Source organism: Caulobacter sp. S45 (assembly GCF_009765965.1).
Lineage (GTDB): Bacteria > Pseudomonadota > Alphaproteobacteria > Caulobacterales > Caulobacteraceae > CAHJWH01.
Genome location: NZ_LMUL01000014.1, coordinates 1,257,693 through 1,278,278 on the forward strand (window position 1 = coordinate 1,257,693; position 20,586 = coordinate 1,278,278).

General features: G+C 63.8%; 19 protein-coding genes. 12 read left to right on the forward strand and 7 right to left on the reverse strand.

The genetic code is table 11. From position 1 onward, the window contains the following. Positions 1-7: 7 nt before the first annotated feature. Positions 8-424: a response regulator gene (locus tag GSQ87_RS12730; protein ID WP_256375886.1), complete on the reverse strand. Its 417-nt coding sequence runs from the start codon at positions 422-424 to the stop codon at positions 8-10. Positions 425-1,282: 858 nt separating this feature from the next. Between GSQ87_RS12730 and GSQ87_RS12735 the strand changes: the two genes are divergently transcribed. The 3 genes from GSQ87_RS12735 (at position 1,283) to GSQ87_RS12745 (ending at position 4,288) form a co-directional block, all read left to right on the forward strand. Further along, the gene (locus GSQ87_RS12735; RefSeq protein ID WP_216839269.1) at positions 1,283-2,158 is read left to right on the forward strand and encodes an SDR family oxidoreductase; all 876 of its coding nucleotides are present in this window, start codon (positions 1,283-1,285) and stop codon (positions 2,156-2,158) included. 850 nt (positions 2,159-3,008) lie between these two features. Then, a complete protein-coding gene (locus tag GSQ87_RS12740; RefSeq protein WP_158915800.1) occupies positions 3,009-3,743 on the forward strand; it encodes a type 1 glutamine amidotransferase domain-containing protein in 735 nt (244 codons plus the stop codon). A 53-nt stretch (positions 3,744-3,796) separates the two neighbouring features. Beyond that, on the forward strand, positions 3,797-4,288 hold the full coding sequence (locus tag GSQ87_RS12745; RefSeq protein WP_158915801.1) for an N-acetyltransferase: 492 nt from the start codon (positions 3,797-3,799) through the stop codon (positions 4,286-4,288). Between the two features lie 41 nt (positions 4,289-4,329). Here the strand turns inward: GSQ87_RS12745 and GSQ87_RS12750 are convergent, their stop codons facing one another. Further along, positions 4,330-5,229, reverse strand: coding sequence for a LysR family transcriptional regulator (locus GSQ87_RS12750; RefSeq protein ID WP_158915802.1), 900 nt, complete (start codon positions 5,227-5,229; stop codon positions 4,330-4,332). A 96-nt stretch (positions 5,230-5,325) separates the two neighbouring features. Here GSQ87_RS12750 and GSQ87_RS12755 point away from each other — a divergent pair, with 96 nt between their 5' ends. The 3 genes from GSQ87_RS12755 (at position 5,326) to GSQ87_RS12765 (ending at position 8,422) form a co-directional block, all read left to right on the forward strand. Continuing rightward, the gene (locus GSQ87_RS12755; protein WP_158915803.1) at positions 5,326-5,715 is read left to right on the forward strand and encodes a tautomerase family protein; all 390 of its coding nucleotides are present in this window, start codon (positions 5,326-5,328) and stop codon (positions 5,713-5,715) included. Between the two features lie 118 nt (positions 5,716-5,833). Beyond that, the gene (locus GSQ87_RS12760) at positions 5,834-6,688 is read left to right on the forward strand and encodes a fumarylacetoacetate hydrolase family protein (protein ID WP_158915804.1); all 855 of its coding nucleotides are present in this window, start codon (positions 5,834-5,836) and stop codon (positions 6,686-6,688) included. 60 nt (positions 6,689-6,748) lie between these two features. After that, a complete protein-coding gene (locus GSQ87_RS12765; RefSeq protein ID WP_216839271.1) occupies positions 6,749-8,422 on the forward strand; it encodes a thiamine pyrophosphate-dependent enzyme in 1,674 nt (557 codons plus the stop codon). Positions 8,423-8,483: 61 nt separating this feature from the next. Here the strand turns inward: GSQ87_RS12765 and GSQ87_RS23115 are convergent, their stop codons facing one another. Then, entirely contained in the window at positions 8,484-8,885 is a 402-nt protein-coding gene (locus tag GSQ87_RS23115; protein WP_371416668.1) for a winged helix-turn-helix transcriptional regulator, read from the reverse strand. Between the two features lie 92 nt (positions 8,886-8,977). On the opposite strand from GSQ87_RS23115, the gene GSQ87_RS12775 reads away from it, so the two are divergent. The 3 genes from GSQ87_RS12775 to GSQ87_RS12785 all read left to right on the forward strand — a co-directional run bounded on the left by GSQ87_RS12775 (position 8,978) and on the right by GSQ87_RS12785 (position 10,841). Further along, positions 8,978-9,727, forward strand: coding sequence for an SDR family NAD(P)-dependent oxidoreductase (locus GSQ87_RS12775; protein ID WP_158915806.1), 750 nt, complete (start codon positions 8,978-8,980; stop codon positions 9,725-9,727). Positions 9,728-9,792: 65 nt separating this feature from the next. Next, on the forward strand, positions 9,793-10,020 hold the full coding sequence (locus tag GSQ87_RS12780; protein WP_158915807.1) for a hypothetical protein: 228 nt from the start codon (positions 9,793-9,795) through the stop codon (positions 10,018-10,020). Between the two features lie 566 nt (positions 10,021-10,586). Continuing rightward, the gene (locus GSQ87_RS12785; protein WP_158915808.1) at positions 10,587-10,841 is read left to right on the forward strand and encodes a hypothetical protein; all 255 of its coding nucleotides are present in this window, start codon (positions 10,587-10,589) and stop codon (positions 10,839-10,841) included. Positions 10,842-11,038: 197 nt separating this feature from the next. On the opposite strand, the gene GSQ87_RS12790 is transcribed toward GSQ87_RS12785, so the two are convergent. Continuing rightward, positions 11,039-13,273, reverse strand: coding sequence for an ATP-binding protein (locus GSQ87_RS12790; RefSeq protein WP_158915809.1), 2,235 nt, complete (start codon positions 13,271-13,273; stop codon positions 11,039-11,041). A 310-nt stretch (positions 13,274-13,583) separates the two neighbouring features. Between GSQ87_RS12790 and GSQ87_RS12795 the strand changes: the two genes are divergently transcribed. From GSQ87_RS12795 to GSQ87_RS12805, 3 genes are all read left to right on the forward strand, one after another. After that, on the forward strand, positions 13,584-14,885 hold the full coding sequence (locus GSQ87_RS12795; RefSeq protein ID WP_216839275.1) for a DUF2252 family protein: 1,302 nt from the start codon (positions 13,584-13,586) through the stop codon (positions 14,883-14,885). Beyond that, positions 14,882-15,793 carry a diacylglycerol kinase family protein gene (locus tag GSQ87_RS12800; RefSeq protein ID WP_158915810.1) on the forward strand — a complete coding sequence of 304 codons (912 nt, stop codon included), beginning with the start codon at positions 14,882-14,884 and terminating at the stop codon, positions 15,791-15,793. The genes GSQ87_RS12795 and GSQ87_RS12800 overlap by 4 nt, the downstream gene beginning before the upstream one ends. Positions 15,794-16,039: 246 nt before the next feature. Next, positions 16,040-16,435: a hypothetical protein gene (locus tag GSQ87_RS12805; protein WP_158915811.1), complete on the forward strand. Its 396-nt coding sequence runs from the start codon at positions 16,040-16,042 to the stop codon at positions 16,433-16,435. A 33-nt stretch (positions 16,436-16,468) separates the two neighbouring features. Here GSQ87_RS12805 and GSQ87_RS12810 read toward each other — a convergent pair whose 3' ends face one another. From GSQ87_RS12810 to GSQ87_RS12820, 3 genes are all read right to left on the reverse strand, one after another. After that, positions 16,469-17,383, reverse strand: a complete 915-nt coding sequence (locus GSQ87_RS12810; RefSeq protein WP_158915812.1) for a hypothetical protein — start codon at positions 17,381-17,383, stop codon at positions 16,469-16,471. Between the two features lie 228 nt (positions 17,384-17,611). Then, on the reverse strand, positions 17,612-19,792 hold the full coding sequence (locus GSQ87_RS12815; protein ID WP_216839277.1) for a PAS domain-containing hybrid sensor histidine kinase/response regulator: 2,181 nt from the start codon (positions 19,790-19,792) through the stop codon (positions 17,612-17,614). Positions 19,793-19,928: 136 nt separating this feature from the next. Continuing rightward, positions 19,929-20,534: a sigma-70 family RNA polymerase sigma factor gene (locus GSQ87_RS12820; RefSeq protein ID WP_158915813.1), complete on the reverse strand. Its 606-nt coding sequence runs from the start codon at positions 20,532-20,534 to the stop codon at positions 19,929-19,931. Positions 20,535-20,586 lie beyond the last annotated feature (52 nt).

The following is a 20,586-nucleotide window of genomic DNA, read 5'->3' on the forward strand; positions in this document are numbered from 1 at the left end:
GGGTCCATCAGATCATGGCGGGAGCGCTATCCTTGGAGACGATATCGAACATCTCTAGGCCTAAAGGACCTGGGCGGGACTCATCGCCATGCTCGTGACGGAACAGGTAATCGACGGCCTCGACCATGTCCTCCGGGCTATAGGGTTTGGCAAGCGACGCGATCGCCACGGCCTTTGCGAGTCGCGCCTTATCTGTTTGCCCGCTGATAAATAGGACGGGGATATTGAGAGCCTTCAAGTCCCACGCAAGCGCTACGCCATCATCACCATCGGCAAGCTCGATGTTCACCAGGGCTAGGCCGGGCTTCATCTCCTGCGCTAAAGCGATCGCCTCCTGGTGGCGAACGGCTAGCTCAAGGACACGGTAACCGCCGTCTTCGAGTTCGTCTCTGAGCACCATCGCCAGCAAGACCTGATCTTCCACGATCAGAAGAATTTGGGGACTTTCCCCTCAACCGATGCGGTCATTTTTGCTCTCCGCCCCGTACAGAAAGGGGCCTCAGACGCTTCTGGTTCCGGCGTGGGGCTCGCCGCCGAGTCGGTGCGAAAGTTTACTACGGGCTTCTGAGACTTAATGAAGCATTCATGCTAACCCACACGGATGAACGAGATGGCCGAGGCGCTGATTGCATCGCCAAAATTCTCCTCGAAGAATTTACCGATGAACTTTCCGCGTTCCACACCGGGGTTGGCGGCCTTCAGGACGACGAGATCGCGGCCCGGGTGAGAACGACTGTCGCTATGTGGCCGGCAGGGTCGCGGAAGCGCTTCAGGCGCTCGAGGCGCTGCGTCAACCGACCGTACGATATCTACGCGAAGGCGAGGAGGGCACGCCGGGAGCGGAACGTTATGTCAGCGACATCGGTGATGTCTGGATGCCAGAGACAGAAGCGGGGGCCGAAACGCCCACCCGGTAGACTCATAGGCCCCGCTGACGCGGCGATTCATAGGGCGCGCGAAATCTTTTCACCGCGTAGGCATTGGCGCGTCTGCCACGACGGATGACTTACCTCGCGCCTAGATATAGCGCATCGCCCAGCCCAAGGCCCGTCAACGCGCGGATCGCGTTCCCGGGCAAATTTATGGCCAGTCCAGAGTCACTACGGCCGTCCCGGCGCTCCAGCGCCAGCACCGGGACGCCGCGCCGATGCAAAGCCCGCGTTAAGCCGTGCGAGAACGACGAATCGGCCTCACACGAGCCCAACCTCCCTTGCGGTTGAGCTATGGCTAATTCTTCGGCAGGCCCTCATGCTCTAGCACGAGCGTATGGGCTCGAGGGCGAATGACGATGCAGGGCGATGTGGTGGTGGTGACCGGGGGCACGTCGGGCATCGGACAGGTGGCGGCCGAGACCTTGGCCAACCGGGGCGCCCGAATTGTCCTGATCGCGCGTGAGCCGCAGCGGGCCGCCGGAACCCTCGCGAAGCTTAAGGTCGCCGGTCCGGACGCTCAGCACAGTGTGCATCTCGCCGATCTTTCCAGCATCGAAGCGACGCGCCGGGTCGGTGCGGCGATCGCCGCGTCGGAGTCCCGGATCGATGTCCTTATTAACAATGCCGGAGCGGTTTTCGGCCGCCGCGAGGTCTCCGTTGACGGCCTAGAGATGACGTTTGCGGTCAATCACATGGCCTACTTCGTCTTGACCCAGGCCCTGCGCGATCGACTCGTCGCGACGCCGGGCGCGCGTGTCGTCAGCACCGCTTCAGCCGCTCACACGTCTGGAAAACTGGATTTCAACGACCTTCAATCTACGACGTCGTATTCCAGCATTCGTGCGTACGGGACATCAAAGCTCTGCAATATCCTCTTCACCCGCGAGTTGGCGCGGCGGTTCATGGGAACCGGCGTTACAGCGAACTGCCTCCATCCCGGGTTCGTCGCCACCCGCTTCGCCAGCCAGTCCGGCGGCCTTATCCAAGCCCTGGCGCCGCTGGCGAAACTGTTCGCCGTCACCCCACAACAAGGGGCGGACACCATCATCTATCTCACCGCTTCGCCAGACGTCGCTGATAAGACCGGCCTCTACTTTTACAAGCGCAAGCCCATCAGTCCCAGCCCCACAGCCCAAGATAACGCCGCCGCTTCAGTCCTTTGGGCGACGAGCGAAGCTATTGCCGGCGGCGTGAAGCTGGGATTTGGCGTCGATCCCGGCGGTTGAGCCGACATGGGTTTTCTCTTGTTGATCCTCGACAGCCATAGTGACTAGAACCTCCCGGCTCAACCAACCCCATGGTCAACAACCTTTCGAGCAGCTGGGCGCAACCAAAGCGCGTGCCGTCCTGTTTATCTCGCGGAAGATTTGACATGGGCCATGCACTTACTTTGCAACGAAACTTCGAAACCAGCGAAGCCGCAAACTTCAGGCTATATGTGCTGGCGGGTTGCGAGCAGCTCGGTCAAACCGAACTTCGCCAGTTGGCCGACGAGATCCACCAAAAGGCCCGTGATCGACAGGGTCAACGGTCGAGCCTGACATTGTACGCGCAAGCGCGGTACGCTGAGGCGAACGGATCGTCGCCTCACTAGCCTAGACACCAGAGCACGCCTCAATCGTGGCATCCCCAAAATGACCCATCGCGCCCGTGAGCGCAGCCGAGCGGTTGGGTATGCGCTCTCAATGCGCATGGACCATGAGCTTCCGGGCGGTGCCCGACCGGCGGCTAAGCGCTGATCGCGATCGGCGACCTCGAGCGCGCCTCAATCTCGAATGCATCGACGGGGTCGCGGGAACGCCTCGGCGTCGACCCCGTAGGAACGCTCATCGCTCATGCTATGCATGAGAACTATACGTTTGTCGCGATTCCAAAGGCGGCGTAGTGTTTTCCTAGACGTCAACAATACTTGGCGCTGCAACCGCATATGCTCCAAGGCCGGCTGAGGTCGCTCGTCGGCCAGCCGCACTATTGGCTAAATCAAAAGGCGGCGGCGCGAGCCTAAGGCTGCGAGCCGCACTGCCGTTCGGCGGGCGCAGCCGCCGTCGGTGATCATCGTTACCCCAGGAGATGCACTTGAGCTCGCAAAAAACCACCTCACCTTTGAAGGCGCTTCTGAACGTTGCGGCGTCGCCTGCGCTGCCCGGCTTGTCTAACGCTCAAATGCTCGACGCGCCGGAAAACGGCGCGATCCGCGATATTTGGGTGTTGGCGCCCGACGACCCGACCTTACATGCCGGCCGAAAGATCGCCGTCGTCGCCACGGACGGGGTCGAGGAGATCGAGTTGACCACTGTGCTGCACTACTTCCGGTCGCGGGGTGCGCAAGTGGACTTGATCGCACCCAAGATGCCCAGTTACCCGGAGTATCTTGGCCTCCAGGTCCCGGCCATGCGTGCGACCCACATCTTCACGATAACTTTCATCGCGCCCGGCGGCTGGATCAAATTCGATCGAGATCTGGAGGGTGCCTCCGCGACGGATTACGATGTCGTGGTCATCCCAGGGGGCGTCTGGAATCCGGATACGCTCCGCAACGACGCCAAGGTGATCGCCTTCGTTCAGGAGGCTGCGGCTGCAGGCAAGATCGTCACCGCAATCTGCCACGGTCCCTGGGTGCTTTCCGATGCCGGGCTCCTCCGTGGAAAGCGCGCCGCGGCTTGGTGGACGATCAAGCCGGATCTGGAGAACGCCGGCGCGACATTTGTCGACGAACCAGCGGTCACCGACGGCAAGATCGTCACCGCCCGTGCGCCCATCGATTTGGCCGCGTTCGTCCACGCCATCGACGTCTTGCTCGTCGCCGCCTAGTCCGACCGGCGACGCAGGGTGCCGGTCCCGGATTGGGGGAACGAGGTCAAACGATGGCGCTCCAGATCGACCCCGTCGGACCGGATCAGACCGCGGCGTTTGGCGCGCTCTGGATCCCTTGGCTGAAATCAACCGTCGGCGTCGCGCCTGAACCTGAGGATCTGCGAGCGATGGCGGATCCTCAGACCTTTTATGGCGAAAGCGGGGGCTGTGCGTTGCTGGCCAGAGTGGACGACGTCGTCGTCGGCGCCGTTGCGGTGAAGGGACTGGGCGCGGCCGGCTTTGAGTTTTGCAAACTTGTGGTGACGGAGCGCGCGCGGGGGCATGGCGCGGGACGGGCGCTCGTCGTGGCGAGCCTACGGTTCGCCGAAGCGCGCGGCGGTCCCTGGCTCTACCTGCAATCCTTCAACCGCCTGGAGGTGGCGCTGAGTCTCTATCGGCGGATGGGCTTTGTCGACGCGCCTGCCCCGGAGGAAATGCGCGTGCTGGGACGCACCGAGATCGTCATGCGCAAGGCCGCCGTGCGTCCTCCCGACGCCGCCTAATAAGCCTTCGCCCTGGCGGCGCCTTGCTCCGGCGATCCGGGCTATGGGGCCGCGTAGCGCGCGAAGCCGTCCGCCACCATCGTCGCCATCATCTCGATCGGGCGCTTGAGATTGCCGAGGTCGCGCAAATGCACCACCCAAAGGTCGAGCTGCATCGCGAACCCGGACGCGTCGACCACCGAGATTTCGTCGCGGTTGGCGCTGGCCCGCAGAACGCTTCGCGGCGCCATCCCTAACCCTAAGCCGGACGCGATCATCCGAAGCTGAATCTCCGTTCCATAGGTGTCGATGGCGACGCGCAGGCCCCCCCGCTCGCCCATCGCTCGCTCGAGACCGGCTCGATAACCGCACCCGACCGGGTTCAAGATCCAATTTTGCCCGGTCAAGTCAGCCAAGCTGACGGCCTCGCCCACCCGCGGTCGGCGCCGGCTCTGAACGATGACGACATCCACTGTGGCGATGGTCCATCCCATCAAGGGCGCAGCCGGCCGGTCGCCGCTCGGCAGCATGATGATCGCGGCGTCCATCTCGCCGGAGGCCACTAGGGCCGCGAGTCCGGCTCCCCAACCGGCGCGGACCCGCAGGTCGAGCGCCGGGAAGTGCCCGGAAAACTCCTCCACCGCATCGACCAGGATGGCGTCACCAATCGCTTGCGAGATGCCGAACCGCAGCATCCCGGTCGGCTCCGCGTGTTGGTGGGTGAGCGTCAGCAATTCGTCGACCCCGCGCAGGATCGGCAGCGACTGCTCATAGACCCGCCGTCCCAAAGCCGTGGCGCTCGGCGGCCGCTGCGTTCGGTCCAGGAGCGCCCCGCCCAGCGCCTCCTCCAGCTGTTGAATGCGGCGCGAGATTGCGGACTGGGTCAGGTGCAGCCTCGAGGCCGCCTTGGTCACCGATTTGCTGTCGACGACGGCGGCCAGGGCCCTGAGGTTGTCGATCATGATGCTCACGCCTCATACTAATATCCAGTATTATGCGTTTTACGCGGCCGGCTGTCGAGCCTAGGTTAGGCAGGTTAAACCACGGGAGCCCCCGTCATGCCGCTAGCCAGAATTGATATCAGCAAGACTGCATCGCGTGACCGCGTGCGCGATGTCAGTGCAGCTGTGTACAACGCCATGGTCGCCGTTGGCGGAGTGCCGCCATCGGACAAATTCCAGATGATCACCCGCCACGAGCCGGACGAGATCATCTACCCCGAGGAGGGTTACCTGGGGATCGACTACACGCCCGACCTGATTATTATCCAGATCACGTGGGTGGCTGGCCGTTCAACCGACGTCAAGAAGCAATTCTTCCAATACATCGCCGACGAGATTCACGCCAAGCAAGGCGTGCGGAAGCAGGACATCTGGATCAATCTGGTCGAGGCCAACCGCGAGGATTGGTCGTTCGGCAACGGCGAGATGCAGTATGGGCCCAAATGACGGCGTGGCGGCGATCGCGGCTCGGCGCCTGGAACTCCACCGCGTCTAAGGGCCCTCTTCGGCGTCGATCGCCGGCTTCTGTTCGCCTGAGCTCGAACTCTCCAGGAAAGGGTCGATCATGAAATTCGCCACCTTCGACGATGACGGGCGCGAGCAAGTCGGCTGGATCGAAGACGACCACACCGTACATCCGATCGCCGCAGCCGACATGGTGGATCTGATCACCCGGTACGACGAGCTCGGCCCTTCGCTGCAGGCGCGCGGCGTCGGCGTCGCCCTCGATGGCGTACGCTTGGTCGCCCCGATTCCGCGGCCCCGGCGAAACATCTTCTGCGTCGGAAAGAACTACCGGGACCACGCTCAGGAGTTCTCCCGAAGCGGCTACGACGGCCCCGCCAAGGACGGAGATAACAACGACTACCCGGCGGTCTTCACCAAGCCCGCGAGCTGCGTGGTCGGCACCGGCGCGGCCGTCCAAACCCATCCGTCAGTGACCTCGGAGGTCGATTACGAGGGTGAATTGGCCGTCGTGATCGGGCGACCCGGGATCGACATCGCTCGCAGCGACGCCATGGCCCACGTCTGGGGCTACACCATCGTCAACGACGTGACGGCGCGCGACCGTCAGAAGCGACATCGCCAGTGGTTCCTCGGCAAGGCGCTCGACACCTTCTGTCCCATGGGGCCGTGGATCACGACCGCGGATGAGGTTGTGGCCGTCGACCTGCTGCTTCAGACCTGGGTCAACGGTGAGCTCCGCCAGAACGCGAACACGCGGGACCTGATCTTCGACATCCCAAGCCTCATCGAGACCTTATCGGCGGGCATGATGCTGCGGCCGGGCGACGTGATCGCCACCGGCACCCCGGCGGGTGTCGGACTAGGCCTCGACCCACCACAGTTCCTCCGGCCTGGCGACGAGGTCGTGGTGACGATCGCGGGCCTCGGGACACTGCGCAATACGTTCGTCTAACGGAGCGTCCCCCCCCCATGACCGCCACAGGAAACAACGATGTCTGAAACTGTCGCAGACATGATCGTCGGCACGCTCGAACAAGTCGGCGTCCAACAGATCTTCGCCCTGATCGGCGACTCTCTCAATCCGCTCGCCGATTCGGTCCGGCGCAGCTCGATCGAGTGGATCGGCGTGCGTCATGAGGAAGGGGCCGCGCTCGCGGCCGCGGGCCAAGCCAAGCTCACTGGACGGCTGACCGTTTGCGCCGGCACCACCGGACCAGGCAGCACCCACCTGGTCGCCGGCCTCTACGAGGCGAGCCGCGATCATGCGCCGGTCTTGGCGCTTTCGGGCGACATGCCGCTACAGTTCCAGGGCACAGACTATATTCAGACGACCAAGCCCGACATTCTGTTCCGCGACGTGGCGCTCTACACCGAGACCCTGTTGTCCGCGGGGCAGGCGCCGGCGCTGATCCATCAGGCGATCGCGGCGGCTTACGCCGGCCGCGGCGTCGCGCACCTGACGCTGCCGCAGGACGTGCTGAGCAGCCGTGGCCATGCCGAGGTGGCGAGCATCGCGACCCTGAAGCCGCGCGGGCAGATCGCGGCGACTGAGAACGACATCGCCGAGATCGCCCGCCTAATCAATCAGGCGACGAAGGTGGTGATCCTGTGCGGCGCCGGTTGCCACGGGGCAGCCGATGAGCTGCGGACGCTGTCCGACCGCTTGAGAGCGCCGCTGATCCATTCCGTCAAGGGCAAGGACATTATGGCCTATGACGACCCGCGCTGGATGGGCGGCATTGGCATGATCGGCACCAAGGCGGTGTACGACGCGGTCATGGCCTGCGACCTGCTGCTGATGCTGGGCAGTGACTATCCGTATTCGAACTTCCTGCCGACCAAGCCTGTGGTGGTGCAGATCGACGAGCGCGCCGAGGCGCTGGGGCGACGCGCGCCGACGGCCTTCGCCGCGGTGGGGTCGGTGCTGCCGACCCTCAGGTTGCTCCTAGACCGCGTCGCCAGCAAAGCCGACGCCGGCTTCTTCGACGCGACCGCCCGGGCGCGCCACAAGTGGGATGCAATGCTGGACAAGCAGTCCGATCCCGCGCGCAGCCGGGATCGCATCCATCCGCAGGCGGTCGCGCGGACGGTGGGAGACCTCGCCGCGAACGACGCCGTCTTCGTGTTCGACACCGGGCTGAACACGCTTTGGTCCGCCAACTGGATCCGCCAGAGTGGATCGCAGCGGATCATCGGCTCGTTCAACAACGCCGCCGTGGGGACGGCGCTGGGCCAGGCCAATGGCATCCAGGTCCACGACCGCAAGCGGCAGGTCATCGCCCTTTGCGGCGACGGCGGCTTCAACATGCTGATGTGCGAGTTCATGACCGCCGTGCACCACAAGCTGCCGATCAAGGTCGTCGTCTACAACAACTCCGCTTTCGGCCTGATCCACCTGGAGGCCGAATCCATCGGCCTGCCGCCGTACGAGAAGGGCATTCAGTTTCCCAACCCCGACTTCGCCGCCTTGGCCGAAGCCTGCGGCGGTCGCGGCTTCAAGGTCGATCGCCCCGATCAGCTGCGGGCCGTCATCGCCCAGGCGCTGGCCTGCGACGGTCCTGTCATCGTGGATGCGGTTGTGGCGGCCGATGAAATGCCCAATCTGCCCCACGTTGAGCTGGCTCAAGTCGGAAACTTCGCTCAGGCCAAAATCAGAGAGGCGGTGCTGGCGTTCTCCGGCGGGTGAGGAGACAGATGCGCCGGTGATGGGAGGCCGCTTACAGCCGCCCCCTCCGGCAGCGTGGACCTCATCCGTCGAGCTCGGGGATGACGGCGTCGGATGGAGCGGCCTCCGCTTCCCCCCGGGCCGCCAAGACGGCGTCGCCATACCTGAGAGTCCAATCGAACAGCGCCGCAACGGGATGCTCTAGCGTCATGCCCAATTCCGTAAAGACGTATTCCACCCCGAGAGGACGGGTTGTCAGCACACGTCGAGCGATCAACCCATTTTGCTCAAGCCGGCGAAGACACTGAACAAGGCTCTTCTGGGAAATATCCGGAACGTCCCGACGGATCGCGTTGAATCTTCGCCGATACTCGTGATCGCACAGGGACCCGAGCACGGACATCGTCCATTTATCTGACAGAAGGTCGAGCAGTATGCGGTCGCCTCGGATCTTTCTCACGTCAAGACTGGCCAACGGGGTCACCTCGAAGACACTAAGTGCCAATAAAGTGCCTAATTTACACTAGGTTTCTGTCTGATACCACTGCGCAGACAGGCAATCAAAAGGCGTGCGAAATGGCTCAACTCACCGGCAAGGTCGCGATCGTCACCGGCGCCTCCAAAGGCATCGGCGCTGCGATAGCCAAAGGGCTGGGGCTGGCTGGGGCGAAAGTCGTCGTGAACTACCTGGCGGATCGCGCCGGGGCGGAGCGGGTCGCATCCGCGATCGCGGACGCTGGCGGCGAAGCGACGACCTTCGGTGCGGACGTCTCAAAACCGGCGGATGTCCAGCAACTGTTCGAGACGACCGCTCAGGTGTTCGGTCGGCCTGATATCTTGATCAACAACGCCGGTCTTTATCGCTTCGAGCCCTTCGAGGTCGTTACGGAAGCCGAGTTTCGTCGCATCTACGACACCAATGTGCTTGGGCCGGTCCTGACGATGCAGGAAGCGGTCAAGCAGTTTGGAACGACGGGCGGCGTGATCGTCAACATCGCCACCGCCGGCGTCTCAAACGCGGGACCGATGAGCTCCACCTACACCTCTTCGAAGGCGGCCCTGGTCGCCTTATCGCGCGTCCTCGCCAACGAGCTGGGTCCGCGCGGAATCCGCGTCAATGTCGTCTGCCCCGGCGCAACAGAAACCGAAGGCGCGCACGCCATCGGCGTTCTCGACGGCGACATGGTCAAGCATTTGGTGGCGACGACGCCGCTGGGCCGTCTCGGACAGCCGGAAGACCTTGTGGGACCGGTCCTCTTCCTGGCCTCCGATGCGGCCAAGTGGGTCACCGGCGAGGTTCTGTTCGCATCGGGCGGCTCGCGCTGAGCGCGATAGATCGGGGCCGCAGAACCGCCGGCCAGGACGTAATTTGCTATAGGAAAGGCAAAGCGATGACCAAGACCCTCCCCGCCCTCTTCGGGACGGCCGTATTGCTTTTCAGCGGCGCGGCCATCGCGCAGACGCATGCCAACACACCCAAGCCCAAGCCGGGTCCGACTTATCTTGCGCACCCGAGCCGGGCGGCCATTAGCGAAAAGCCGGGCAAAAAAGCCAAATCCACGGATGGCTATTCTGGATCGGGCGCCCAGAACCAGAGTCCTAGTCCACATCTCCTTTAGGCCCAGCGCATAGGCCGGTCCCCGCTTCAGCGTTCAAGCGGCGTTCGCTGGAACGGGGGCGCGACCCCGCCACGCGACGGCATCAACGCCTTCTGAGACCATAGAGCGCCCCTGGATCGGCGCGTTGATCCCTCCCGCATGGTTCAGTCGCCTTCGCTCGACCGGAACACGCCTTGGCTCTCCGAGTCGGAGAGCCGTCGCAGGACCAGCCGGCCCTGCTGGTAGCACGCCAACTCCGGCCTCTATTTCTATAAGCGCAAACCCGTCAGCCCCAGCCCCGCCGGCCAGGATGACGCCGCCGCGGCAATCCTTTGGGCGACGAGCGAACTCGTCGCTGACGGCGTGAAGCCGACTTAGGATCGGCGATCCGGCTGTCAGACTTTCCGGCCGGTCCAAGTCACACGGAAGGCGATTTTCGGGAGCGCCACAACGCACCCAAGAGGAAGGGGAGACGCCATACCTCGACGCGGTTTGCGATCATCATTTCGACCTAATGCTCGATGGCTCCGGAACGGTTGGTCCCCGCCTGAAGTTGGTGGAAGGCAAACGGAACGCCGAAGGCCCCCATGAAACTGATCCTGATCGCTGCGACAGTTGCCCTAACGACCCTGCTCGTCCAAGGGTCAGCCACAGCCCAGAACAATCCGGACGATCGCGACACCACTCAAAATACCGGCGGCCCGAAAGGCACCAGCGGAACCGTGGGCGTGACCGAGAAACCCGGCCCCACCACCGGTGACACCGGACACAAAGCGCCAGCACACAAGAAAAACCACCATGCGGCCACAGCGACTCCGCCGGCCAGTCCGATGCCGCATTAGCTTGATGACAGCTCTCGCATGCAAAGTCTGTTGGACCCATTGGTGTAAAGTGGCGTCCAACCGGGGCCCCTATAGCGTCCAAGAGGGGCTCTGACTCATTTGATGAAGTCGAGGCGCCGCTCCCTTGGTCAGCAAGGGAATCAGCAGATGGCGCGCTCGATACGCCCAATAGCGTTGCTGCGGCCGGGGTTGGCTCTTCAGCAAGTGGAGGTGGACGGCGACCTGACAGCGATCATGGTCAGGTCCGTGAGCGGGGAGACGTGTTGTCGAGACTGCGCCGAGACGCCGGACGGGTCAGGCGTCTCGGCGACCAGCGAGGTGTGTTCATGTTGACGGGGGTCGATCAGAGCCTCTTCGATGGCTCGAAACAGCTTCGCCGTCTCAATGGGCTTGGCGACAAAACCGTCCATCCCGAGATCAAGGTATCCGCTGATTTGGTGCGCCATGGCGTTGGCGGTAAGCGCGATGATGGGGGTGCGCGCGCGTCCTTGGATGAGCTCGCGGGCACGAATCTCGCGCGTGGCGGTCGGTCCGTCCATCTGCGGCATCTGGACGTCCATTAGGATCACGTCCCAGTCCGCCCGCGCCCAGGCCTCGACCGCTTGAACGCCGTTATCGACCATCACCGGCTCGATCCCGACCTGCGCCAAAAGCGTCTTCAAAACGATCTGATTGACGGCGTTATCCTCCGCCGCCAGCACGCGGAGCTCGTAATGCGGCTCGTTCTCGGCTTCGGTCGCTTGATCTTCGACCGGCCCCTCCGCCCGGCGCAGCGGCAGGCGGAGGGTGAAGGTCGAGCCTTGGTCCAGAGCGCTTTCGGCGTCGAGCGTACCGCCCATGAGCGTCGCCAGCTCGTGGCAGATCGCAAGCCCCAACCCGGAGCCGCCGTATTTGCGGGTGGTGGAGGCGTCCGCTTGAGTGAACTTCTCAAATAGGTGCGCGGCGTGCTCAGGCGTCATGCCGATGCCCGTGTCGCGAACGATGAAGCTGAGCTGGTCTTCTGCGGTCGCTGCGACCTCGACGCGCACAGACCCGGTTTCAGCGAACTTGAGGGCGTTGGAGAGGAGGTTCAGCAGAATCTGTCGAATCCGCGTCGGATCACCCACGTACGCCCCGTGCGCGGCGGCCTCCACCGTCAGCGTAAAATCCAACCCCTTCTCGGCGGCGACGCTAGCGAAGGCGTCGCGGGCCGCGCCGACGACCTCGTCGAGGTCGAAGGCGATCGCTTCGACCTCCAACTTACCGGCTTCGATCTTGGAGATATCGAGCACATCGTTGAGCACCGCCAAAAGCGCCTCTCCCGATGTGTGGATGATATCGAGCCGGCCGCGCTGACGTTTGGACAGGGTGTCGCGCGCCATGGCCTGGGCCATCCCGAGCACGCCGTTCAGAGGCGTGCGGATCTCATGGCTCATCGTCGCCAGAAAGCGGCTCTTGGCGCGGGTGGCCTCGTCGGATTGGTCACGCGCCAGAAGCAGGCTCTCCGTCTGGCGCTTGAGGTCAGTGATGTCGGACACGACCGTTACAATACCGCCGCCGGTATGGCTGCTCTGCACTCGAAAAAACCGACCGTCCGCCATCTCTTGGTCGAACTCCGCATCGCCCGCTCGACGGGCCTTCAGCCGCGCCTCCACCCATACCCGTCGGCCCTCGGCCGTGTCAGGTCCCCACGGACCTGCTGCAAGGGCCTCAAGGTTTTGCCGATAAGGGCGACCGATCTCCGGCGTCAGCCCGATGTTGGCCAGTTCACGACGGTAGATTTCGTTGCCGAGGACAAACCGGTCATCGCCATCGAAATAGGCCAGCCCCTGGGGCATGGCCTCGATGACGGCTTGCAGCAGGTTCAAAGATCGCTTGCGACTGGAGGCCTGTAGCCACACCAACCCGAGGCCCGCGGCCACAAGCAGGGCCGTCAACCCGGCGATGCCCAAGGCGAGGCCGCCACGAGAGACGAGATTGACCGGCGTGTGGGCGTGGGCGTCGGGGATCAGCACCACGCCCTGCATGCCGACGAAGTGCAGGCTGCAGATGGCGATCGTCATCGTACCGGAGGACAGCAAGAACGTCGCTGGCGTGCGCGCCTTGAAAGCGATCCGGAGACTGAGCATCGCGAACGCGCCGCCACACAGCCAAGACGCGACCAGCGCCAAGGGGTTGGGGGCGAGGCTCCCAGGGACGATCAAGCTCTTGAGTCCTAAGTGCTGCATGGCGCCGAGGCCGCAGATGAAAATGACGCCCCAAACCGGCAGGTTCCACGGCCTAGGCGTGCGGGCGGTGACGTAAACGCCGAGCGCCCCGCTAATCACCGGCGCCAAAAGCGACACCAAAACGCCCCAGGTTTCGTAGCCGACAGGATATTGCGGCTGAAACGCCAGGAGCGCGATGAAGTTGGCCGCCCAGGCGCCGGCGCCGCCACAAGCGCCGCCCAGCATCAGAAGGGCCGGCCCGGATCGACGCTTGGATCGTGCGCCGTAGATCATCAGCCGAAGCGCCGTGCTGGCCGAGACCAAACAGACGCCGAAGGCCAGCGCCACGAGCGAAAGGTTGTGCTGGAATAAGACCATTGCTGGACGCTGTATAATCACCGCTATTTCACGACATTAAAGCGCAGAGACGTAAACGCCGACTCAAGGGCGCAATATTTTGCGCAATAGGCGCCGGCGCGGTTTCGGTATTCCCGCCTCACTGAATTGCGGGCCGGATGTGGCGGACAGGCTACATCTTCGGCCTTGATGGCGGCCCATGCGACCGATCGATGCGGTGAACGTTGTGAACAGCGCCGTACGCGCGGCGAGGACGCTCGCCTCGCTGTGCGTCTTAGGCGGAGGGGTGATGATGTCGGACGAAGCCAAGGATGTTGAACGCACGAAGCGGGCCAAGGTGCTTGAACAGCGCCGCACGTTGAAGATGGCGCGCTCCGCGCACGCCTATGTTCGGGGCAACACCGTCAAGTTCTACGAATGGCTGGCGACGGCGGACGCCGATCTGCTTCCGGCGGGTCCGCCGATTTGGATCTGCGGCGATTGCCATGTGGGCAATCTCGGTCCTCTCGCGGACGCTGACGGGCGTATAGACGTCCAGATCCGCGATCTCGATCAAACGGTGATCGGCAATCCCGCCCACGATCTGGTGCGCCTGGGGTTGTCGCTGGCGACCGCGGCCCGCGGATCGGACCTACCGGGGGTCACCACCGCCCGGATGGTCGAGGAAATGGTGCGCGGTTACAGCGTGGCCCTGCGCGACCCCAACGAAGAGGACGCGGTGCCGGAACCTGGCGTGGTGAAGAGCGTCAAGCGCCAGGCGTTTGGGCGAAAGTGGAAGCACCTGGCGCGAGAGCGGATCAAGGATGTGTCGCCAAGCATCCCGCGCGGAAAGAAGTTCTGGAGCGTCACCGTCAAAGAGCAGGAGGCGATCTCAGTCCTGTTCGAGCAAGACGATGTGCGCCGACTGGTGCTGTCGCTGAACGCTCGGGCTGACGAAAGCGCGCTGGAGCTGGTCGATCTGGCCTATTGGATGAAGGGGTGCAGTTCGCTCGGCAAGCTTCGCTTCGCGGCTTTGATCGCGCTGAAGGGCGGCGGCCGCAAAGACCAGTACGCCATGGTGGATCTGAAAGAGGCGGTGGCCGCAGCGGCGCCGGCCGCAACACGCGTGGGCATGCCCACGCACCACGGCGCGCGCGTCGTCACGGGCGCACGGGCCCTGTCGCCGAACCTGGGCGACCGCATGATGGCGGCCGATATCTTGGGGCGTCCGGTCGTGCTGCGGGAACTTGCGCCCCAAGACCTCAAGCTTGAGATCGACCAGTTCAGCCGCAAGGAAGCGGTGATCGCGGCGCGCTACCTCGCCTATGTGGTGGGGCGCGCCCACGCCCGGCAAATGGACGACGCCACGCGCAGCGCCTGGGCGAAGGAGTTGGAGCGGCGCCGGCCCGCCGACATGGACGCGCCAAACTGGCTGTGGTCGAGCGTGGTGGCGCTCGCCGGACGCCACGAGCAAGGCTATCTCGAACATTGTCGGCGCTACGCGCTGGAGACGGCGGCGTGAGCGGCCTGGTCGGCGAGGTTGAGCAAGGCAGGCCGCTGGACCTAGCCGCCCTTCGGATCGGCGCCCTGCTGAACACGTCGAGCGGGCGGTGCCCGGTCGGCGCTGAGCGCGAGATGGAGGCCATCCTGCTCCGCCACGGGTTAGAGCTGTCAAAGGCTTGGTGCGGCGGCGGCGACCAGATCTCCGCCGCCCTGGATGAAGCCAGCGCGCATAAACTCGATCTGCTGATCGTGCTTGGCGGGGACGGCACCATCCGCTCCGCGGCGGAGGCCTGCGCGGCCTCAGGCCCGCTGCTGATCGCCCTGCCGGGTGGAACGATGAACATGTTGCCCAAGGCCCTCTATGGCGACGTCACTTGGCAAGCCGCCTTGGAGGCGACCTTGGCCGATCCGGTCGCTCAATCGGTCAGCGGCGGCCACATGGGCGACAAGCCGTTCTTCGTGGCCGCGATCGTCGGAGACCCGGCCCTGTGGGCCGACGTGCGCGAAGCGGTCCGGGAGGGCGATCTGGCGCACGCCCTGTCGAAGGGAAGCGACGCGCTCGCCAAAACCTTTCAAAGCTCCCTCCGCTACCGGTTCGGCGAGACCTCCGGCGAAGCCCAAGCTGTCTCAATCCTTTGTCCCCTCACCTCCCAGGCCCTCGCCGCCGACGAAATGGCGCTCGAAGTGGCGGCGATTACGCCGGATGGCGCGCTCGGCGCCATCCGGCTGGCCTTCCATAGTCTAGTCTCAGGATGGCGCAGCGACCCGGCCGTCACCACAGCGAAGACTCGCGCGATCGTGCTGGAAGCGGACGAACCCATCCGGGCGGTCTTGGACGGCGAGTCCCAAGTCTTCGGACGGTCCGTGAATGTCGTCTTTGCGCCAAGAGCGTTCAACGCGCTCATACCGGGGACGCTGAGCCGCTGAGGGCGCTTCGACGCGGGACCGACCGCCGCCTCGCGCGGCGAAGATCTGCGGTTCCAGCCGAAAGTGCAACACGCTTGGATCGGTCGGCTGCCCGGCGCGGACTCTTCAAATCGCGCAGAGCCGGGGCGGCGTCCGGTTGACGCAAGCCCGCGGTTGGCGAGAGTCGACCCCGGGGCGGGCATTGTGATCACCTGGCGTTGACGCTTCGAAAGCTGACGCGAAGCGCTGGGCGGAGTAACATCAACGATGATCGCAGTCTCCCAGCCGAAGATCCTCGTTATAGGCGTGGACCCCTCTACTCTGGACCCCGTCGAAAGGGGCGTGACGCCGGAACAGAACGCGACAGTTCAGGCCGCCATAGCCGAGTCCGAGCGGGGATTCCTGGAAGCTGGATACGATATCAACATGTGCCTGATCGCCCTCGACGCCGACCTGGAGGCCGTGCTCGTCCCGCAAATTCAGGCCAAAAGCTGGGACGTGGTTGTGATCGGCGGCGGCATTCGCAAACCCTCTGAGCTGCTGGACCTGTTCGAGCAGGTCACGAACGCTGTCCACCGCCATGCCCCACAGGCGGCTATCGCTTTCAACACGAAGCCGACCGACTGCCTTGAAGCAGCGCGGCGATGGGTTCGCGCCACCTAGCTGCGGCGGCTGGTGTTGGGCTCGACGCTGATGTCAGCTCACCGAATCCGCGGCCAGGGGTCCGGATCCATCCGGATAGCGTCGACGTATGCAAAGCGTCAGGGTCGCGGTCGTCAAGACGCCTAGCGCTAAGGATTCGAGCGAGAATTGACCGACACTGAGCAGGGAGGTGACAGGATCCAGTCCCGAGTAAAAGGCATAAGTGATCGGCGCTAGGGCCGGCCCTTTCAATAAAAGGATCAATAGAGTCAGCTGAAGCGCCCGCATCGCGGGGCGGGAGGAGAGCTGGCTCCAAGCGAGAATTCCAACCACAAAACTCGCGATCACCGGCTCCAGGAAGGTCAGGTAGGCTGGTATCTCGATATGGTAGTCATAGGGCGGCTGATAGCTGACTGGGCTGTCCAGGTACGAGATAGACTTCAATATTTGGCCAAAGATGGTGTCGATAACCGGCTTGCAGAACCAGAAAACAACGGCCGACAGAATCAACGCCATTGTCCATTTCCGCCATGCGCTTTTTGAATACGGTGCGGACGCAACGGCGCAACAAGCGAGAATGGCGAGCAAAAGCAGTTTAGGCAGAACCTTTACTATGGGATAGATCGTCATACTGACCGTATCCGCGAGATCCATAATCGGCGCTCTAAATAGGGTTTCTCGCACCATCGATATCAGGACGAAAACGGCTAGGCACCGCACAACGATTGAAATACCTGCGAAGCGTTCTCGCATGAAATTGTAGAGATAAATAATGGCGAGCGTGATGCAGAACCAATCGGGGTATGCGGGCCAGCCGCTCCGCTGCAGTTTATCCGGATATGGAACGTGGAAATTCTGCAACATGACGACGTGCACACTGAGAGACAGCACCGTCGTTACTAAGACGCCGACCAAAAGCTTCGGCCAGGAGATGACCTGGGCCGGGATCGCCGTCTGTCGCTCGCTCACTCTTAAAGTCCGATTTGCTTAGTCTGGGGCGAAACAGCCTCAGTCGCTTACGAAGGTTGCGCGAACATCAACTCTGATCTCACCGACGCCTAGTTAAATTTTGCTCATTCGGACAGGGCGTTTCGTCGTCGCAGACGGCGCCCGTTCCCTGGCGCGCCCTTAGCGAGCGGCGGAAACGGCCGTGCATCGAAAGTTGGGCGTGGGGCGTTCGCCCCCCTCTGCGCGCGCTCAACTTTCAATGATTTCCCTGACCCGCACCGACAACGTGGTCATTGGGAACGGCTTGGTGATCACCTGCATGCCCACGTCGAGGTGACCGTTTCCGACGACCGCGTTCTCAGCATAGCCTGTCACAAACAGCACCTTGAGCCCAGGACGGGTCTGACGGGCCGCGTCGGCGACCTGGCGGCCGTTGAACCCGCCGGGGAGGCCCACGTCGGTGATCAGCAGGTCGATGCGGGCGTCCGATTGCAGCACTTTCAATCCCGACGGGCCGTCGGCGGCTTCCAGGACGCGGTAGCCGGCCTCTTCCAGAACGTCGGTGATCAGCATGCGGATCGGCTCTTCATCGTCGATCACTAAAACCGTCTCGCCTGAACTTCTTTCGATCTCGTCCTCGACTTTCGAAATCGAATCCGCGTCGAGGCCTCCGGCGAAACGCGGGAAGTAGAGACACATGGTCGTGCCCTGGCCGAGCTCAGTGTAGATCCGCACTTGGCCGCCCGATTGACGCGCGAAGCCGTGGATCATCGACAGGCCAAGTCCAGTGCCCCGCCCAAGGGGTTGTGTGGTGAAGAACGGGTCGAAGGCGCGGGTGGTCACCTCCGGGGTCATCCCCGTGCCGGTGTCTGTGACGCACAGCGAGATGTATTGACCTGGAGTCAAATCGCGATCCTTTGCGGCATGACCGTCGATCCACTTGTTGGCGGTCTCGATGGTGAGGCGTCCACCATCGGGCATGGCGTCGCGCGCGTTGATGGCCAAGTTGAGCAGCGCGTTCTCAAGCTGCGGCGCGTCCACCTTGGTCACCCATAGACCGATCGCACCGACGACCTCCACCACGATGCTCGGTCCGACCGTTCGCCGGATGAGGTCTTCGACCCCCTGCACCAAGCGATTGACGTCCAAGGGCTTGGGATCGAGCGTTTGGCGCCGGGAGAAGGCGAGGAGGCGTTGGGTCAACGCCGCGGCGCGCTGAGCCGAAGCCTGGGCGATGCCGAGGTGACGGTCAAACCCGGCCAGCCCTTGGTCCCGCACTCGCTTTTGAATCAGCTCCAGGCTGCCGGTGATGCCGATGAGGAGATTGTTGAAGTCGTGGGCGATCCCGCCCGTCAGTTGCCCGACCGCCTCCATCTTCTGGCTCTGGCGCAGCGCCTCTTCGGTTCGGGCAAGCTCTTCAACCGCCGCCGCGATGCGCTGCTCCAAAGTGTCGTTTAGCTCTCGGAGCTCGGACTCAGCGCGTTTGCGCGCTGAGATGTCGAGCAGAACGCCGGGAAAGCGCGACGCCCGGCCGTCGGGGGAGAGCTCGACATGGCCGTTCGCCTCGATCCAGCCGTAGCTGTCGTCTCGCTGACGGACCCGATACTCACAGCAGTATCGCCCGCCGCGCTCAAGCGCCTCAGCGATCGCCGCCTCTACTTGGGTTCGGTCGTCCGGATGGATGGAGGCTGTGACCTGCTCGATTGGTATGCCCGTGCGGCAGAGCTCCGCTTCCAAATCAAACGACGCTGCGAAGCGGTCATCGGCGGTGAAGCGGTCTTCAAGGACGTCCCACACCCAAGTGCCAATGATCGCGCCGGCGTCGAGCGCCAGTTGAACGCGCTCGGCCTCACGGCGGGTCGCCGCTTCGGCGAGCGCACGGCGACGCTCAGACGCCACCCGTTCCGTGGTCTCGATCACAATCGCGATGACGCCCGCGGGGCGGCCCGACTCGTCGGGAACGGGCGAGTAGTCCAGATCCATCCAAACCTGCTCGGGGCGGCCGGAGCGGTGCAGGGTGAGTTCCTGGTCCTTGTAAGCCAGGGTTCCGCCTGCCAGTCCCACCCGCAGGACGTTGGCGTTGAAATCGGCGACCTCGGTCCAGCCCTCGCTCACCACCCTCTTGCCGAGGAGGTCGGGATGGCGGCCGCCGGCGAAGACAGAATAGGCGTCGTTGTAGAGCATCACCCCCTCCTCGCCCCACAGCAGGACCATGGCGACCGGCGAGCGGACGAGAAGACTGACGATGGCTTTGAGGCTCGACGGCCAGGTCGCGAGCGGACCCAACGACGTTGTCGACCAGTCGAATGCGGCGATCCGATCGCCCATCTCGCCAAGGCCGGTCAAAAACCCGGCGGGGTCATGGAGCGACGGTGAGATGTTGGCCAGGTGAAGCTCCCAGGGACGATGCGACGCGATTTTACTGAACACCTTGCGCGCACGGAAGTTCGACCTTCGGCGAGCCGGGCGTCGCCTGACGTCAATGAATCAAAGCGACCGTGTCTCAATGGTCTCTGCACGCTGACGCCGCGGCGGACGATCCAAATCTGCGTGGCCTCGGCCGCCCTCAGCCGCCGGTGCGAGCGACGCGGCGAATCTGGTCCGCCTGCGCCAGAATCTTGCGGCCGGCGTCCCCGGCCGGTGCGCCATCTCGCGTAAAATCGCCGGACGTCAGAAGGGCGTCCAGCGCCACCCGCGCGCGGCTCACGCGGCTCTTCACCGTGCCGACGGCGCAGCCGCAAATGACGGCCGCCTCCTCATAGGAAAGGCCGCTCGCGCCGACCAGGATCAGGGCCTCGCGTTGCGGGATCGGCAATCGGTTCAAGGCTTGGCGCAGGTCGTCCAAGTCCAAGGCCGCTGAGGGATCGTCATTGGCGACGAGGGAGCGTTCCGCCACCTCCGGATCGAGCGGGACCGACCGCCACGAGCGGCGCTTGTCGGAATAGAACTGGTTGCGCAAAATCATGAACAGCCAGGCTTTCAGGTTGCTCCCGATCTCGAAAGCGGTCCGGTTCGTCCAAGCCTTCAGGACGGTCTCCTGAGCCAAGTCGTCGGCCTGGGTCGCGTCCCCGGTCAGGCTGCGGGCGAAGGCCCGCATATGGGGGATCATCGCCACCAGCGCACGTTGGAACTCGGCTTCCGCGGCGGCGTCGAGTTCATTGCGATGGACCATGGGCTCCTCAGGTTCGGGCGAGCGACGTCACGTCAGCACGCTGCACTTATGT

What these genes read in the sequence shown, in the direction of transcription:
- GSQ87_RS12735 (WP_216839269.1), top strand. Translation starts at nt 1,283, where the DNA reads ATGACGATGCAGGGCGATGTGGTGGTGGTGACCGGGGGCACGTCGGGC.
- GSQ87_RS12745 (WP_158915801.1), top strand. Translation starts at nt 3,797, where the DNA reads ATGGCGCTCCAGATCGACCCCGTCGGACCGGATCAGACCGCGGCGTTT.
- GSQ87_RS12750 (WP_158915802.1), bottom strand. Translation starts at nt 5,229, where the DNA reads ATGATCGACAACCTCAGGGCCCTGGCCGCCGTCGTCGACAGCAAATCG.
- GSQ87_RS12755 (WP_158915803.1), top strand. Translation starts at nt 5,326, where the DNA reads ATGCCGCTAGCCAGAATTGATATCAGCAAGACTGCATCGCGTGACCGC.
- GSQ87_RS12760 (WP_158915804.1), top strand. Translation starts at nt 5,834, where the DNA reads ATGAAATTCGCCACCTTCGACGATGACGGGCGCGAGCAAGTCGGCTGG.
- GSQ87_RS12765 (WP_216839271.1), top strand. Translation starts at nt 6,749, where the DNA reads ATGATCGTCGGCACGCTCGAACAAGTCGGCGTCCAACAGATCTTCGCC.
- GSQ87_RS12775 (WP_158915806.1), top strand. Translation starts at nt 8,978, where the DNA reads ATGGCTCAACTCACCGGCAAGGTCGCGATCGTCACCGGCGCCTCCAAA.
- GSQ87_RS12780 (WP_158915807.1), top strand. Translation starts at nt 9,793, where the DNA reads ATGACCAAGACCCTCCCCGCCCTCTTCGGGACGGCCGTATTGCTTTTC.
- GSQ87_RS12785 (WP_158915808.1), top strand. Translation starts at nt 10,587, where the DNA reads ATGAAACTGATCCTGATCGCTGCGACAGTTGCCCTAACGACCCTGCTC.
- GSQ87_RS12790 (WP_158915809.1), bottom strand. Translation starts at nt 13,273, where the DNA reads ATGCTGGGCGGCGCTTGTGGCGGCGCCGGCGCCTGGGCGGCCAACTTC.
- GSQ87_RS12795 (WP_216839275.1), top strand. Translation starts at nt 13,584, where the DNA reads ATGCGACCGATCGATGCGGTGAACGTTGTGAACAGCGCCGTACGCGCG.
- GSQ87_RS12805 (WP_158915811.1), top strand. Translation starts at nt 16,040, where the DNA reads ATGATCGCAGTCTCCCAGCCGAAGATCCTCGTTATAGGCGTGGACCCC.
- GSQ87_RS12820 (WP_158915813.1), bottom strand. Translation starts at nt 20,534, where the DNA reads ATGGTCCATCGCAATGAACTCGACGCCGCCGCGGAAGCCGAGTTCCAA.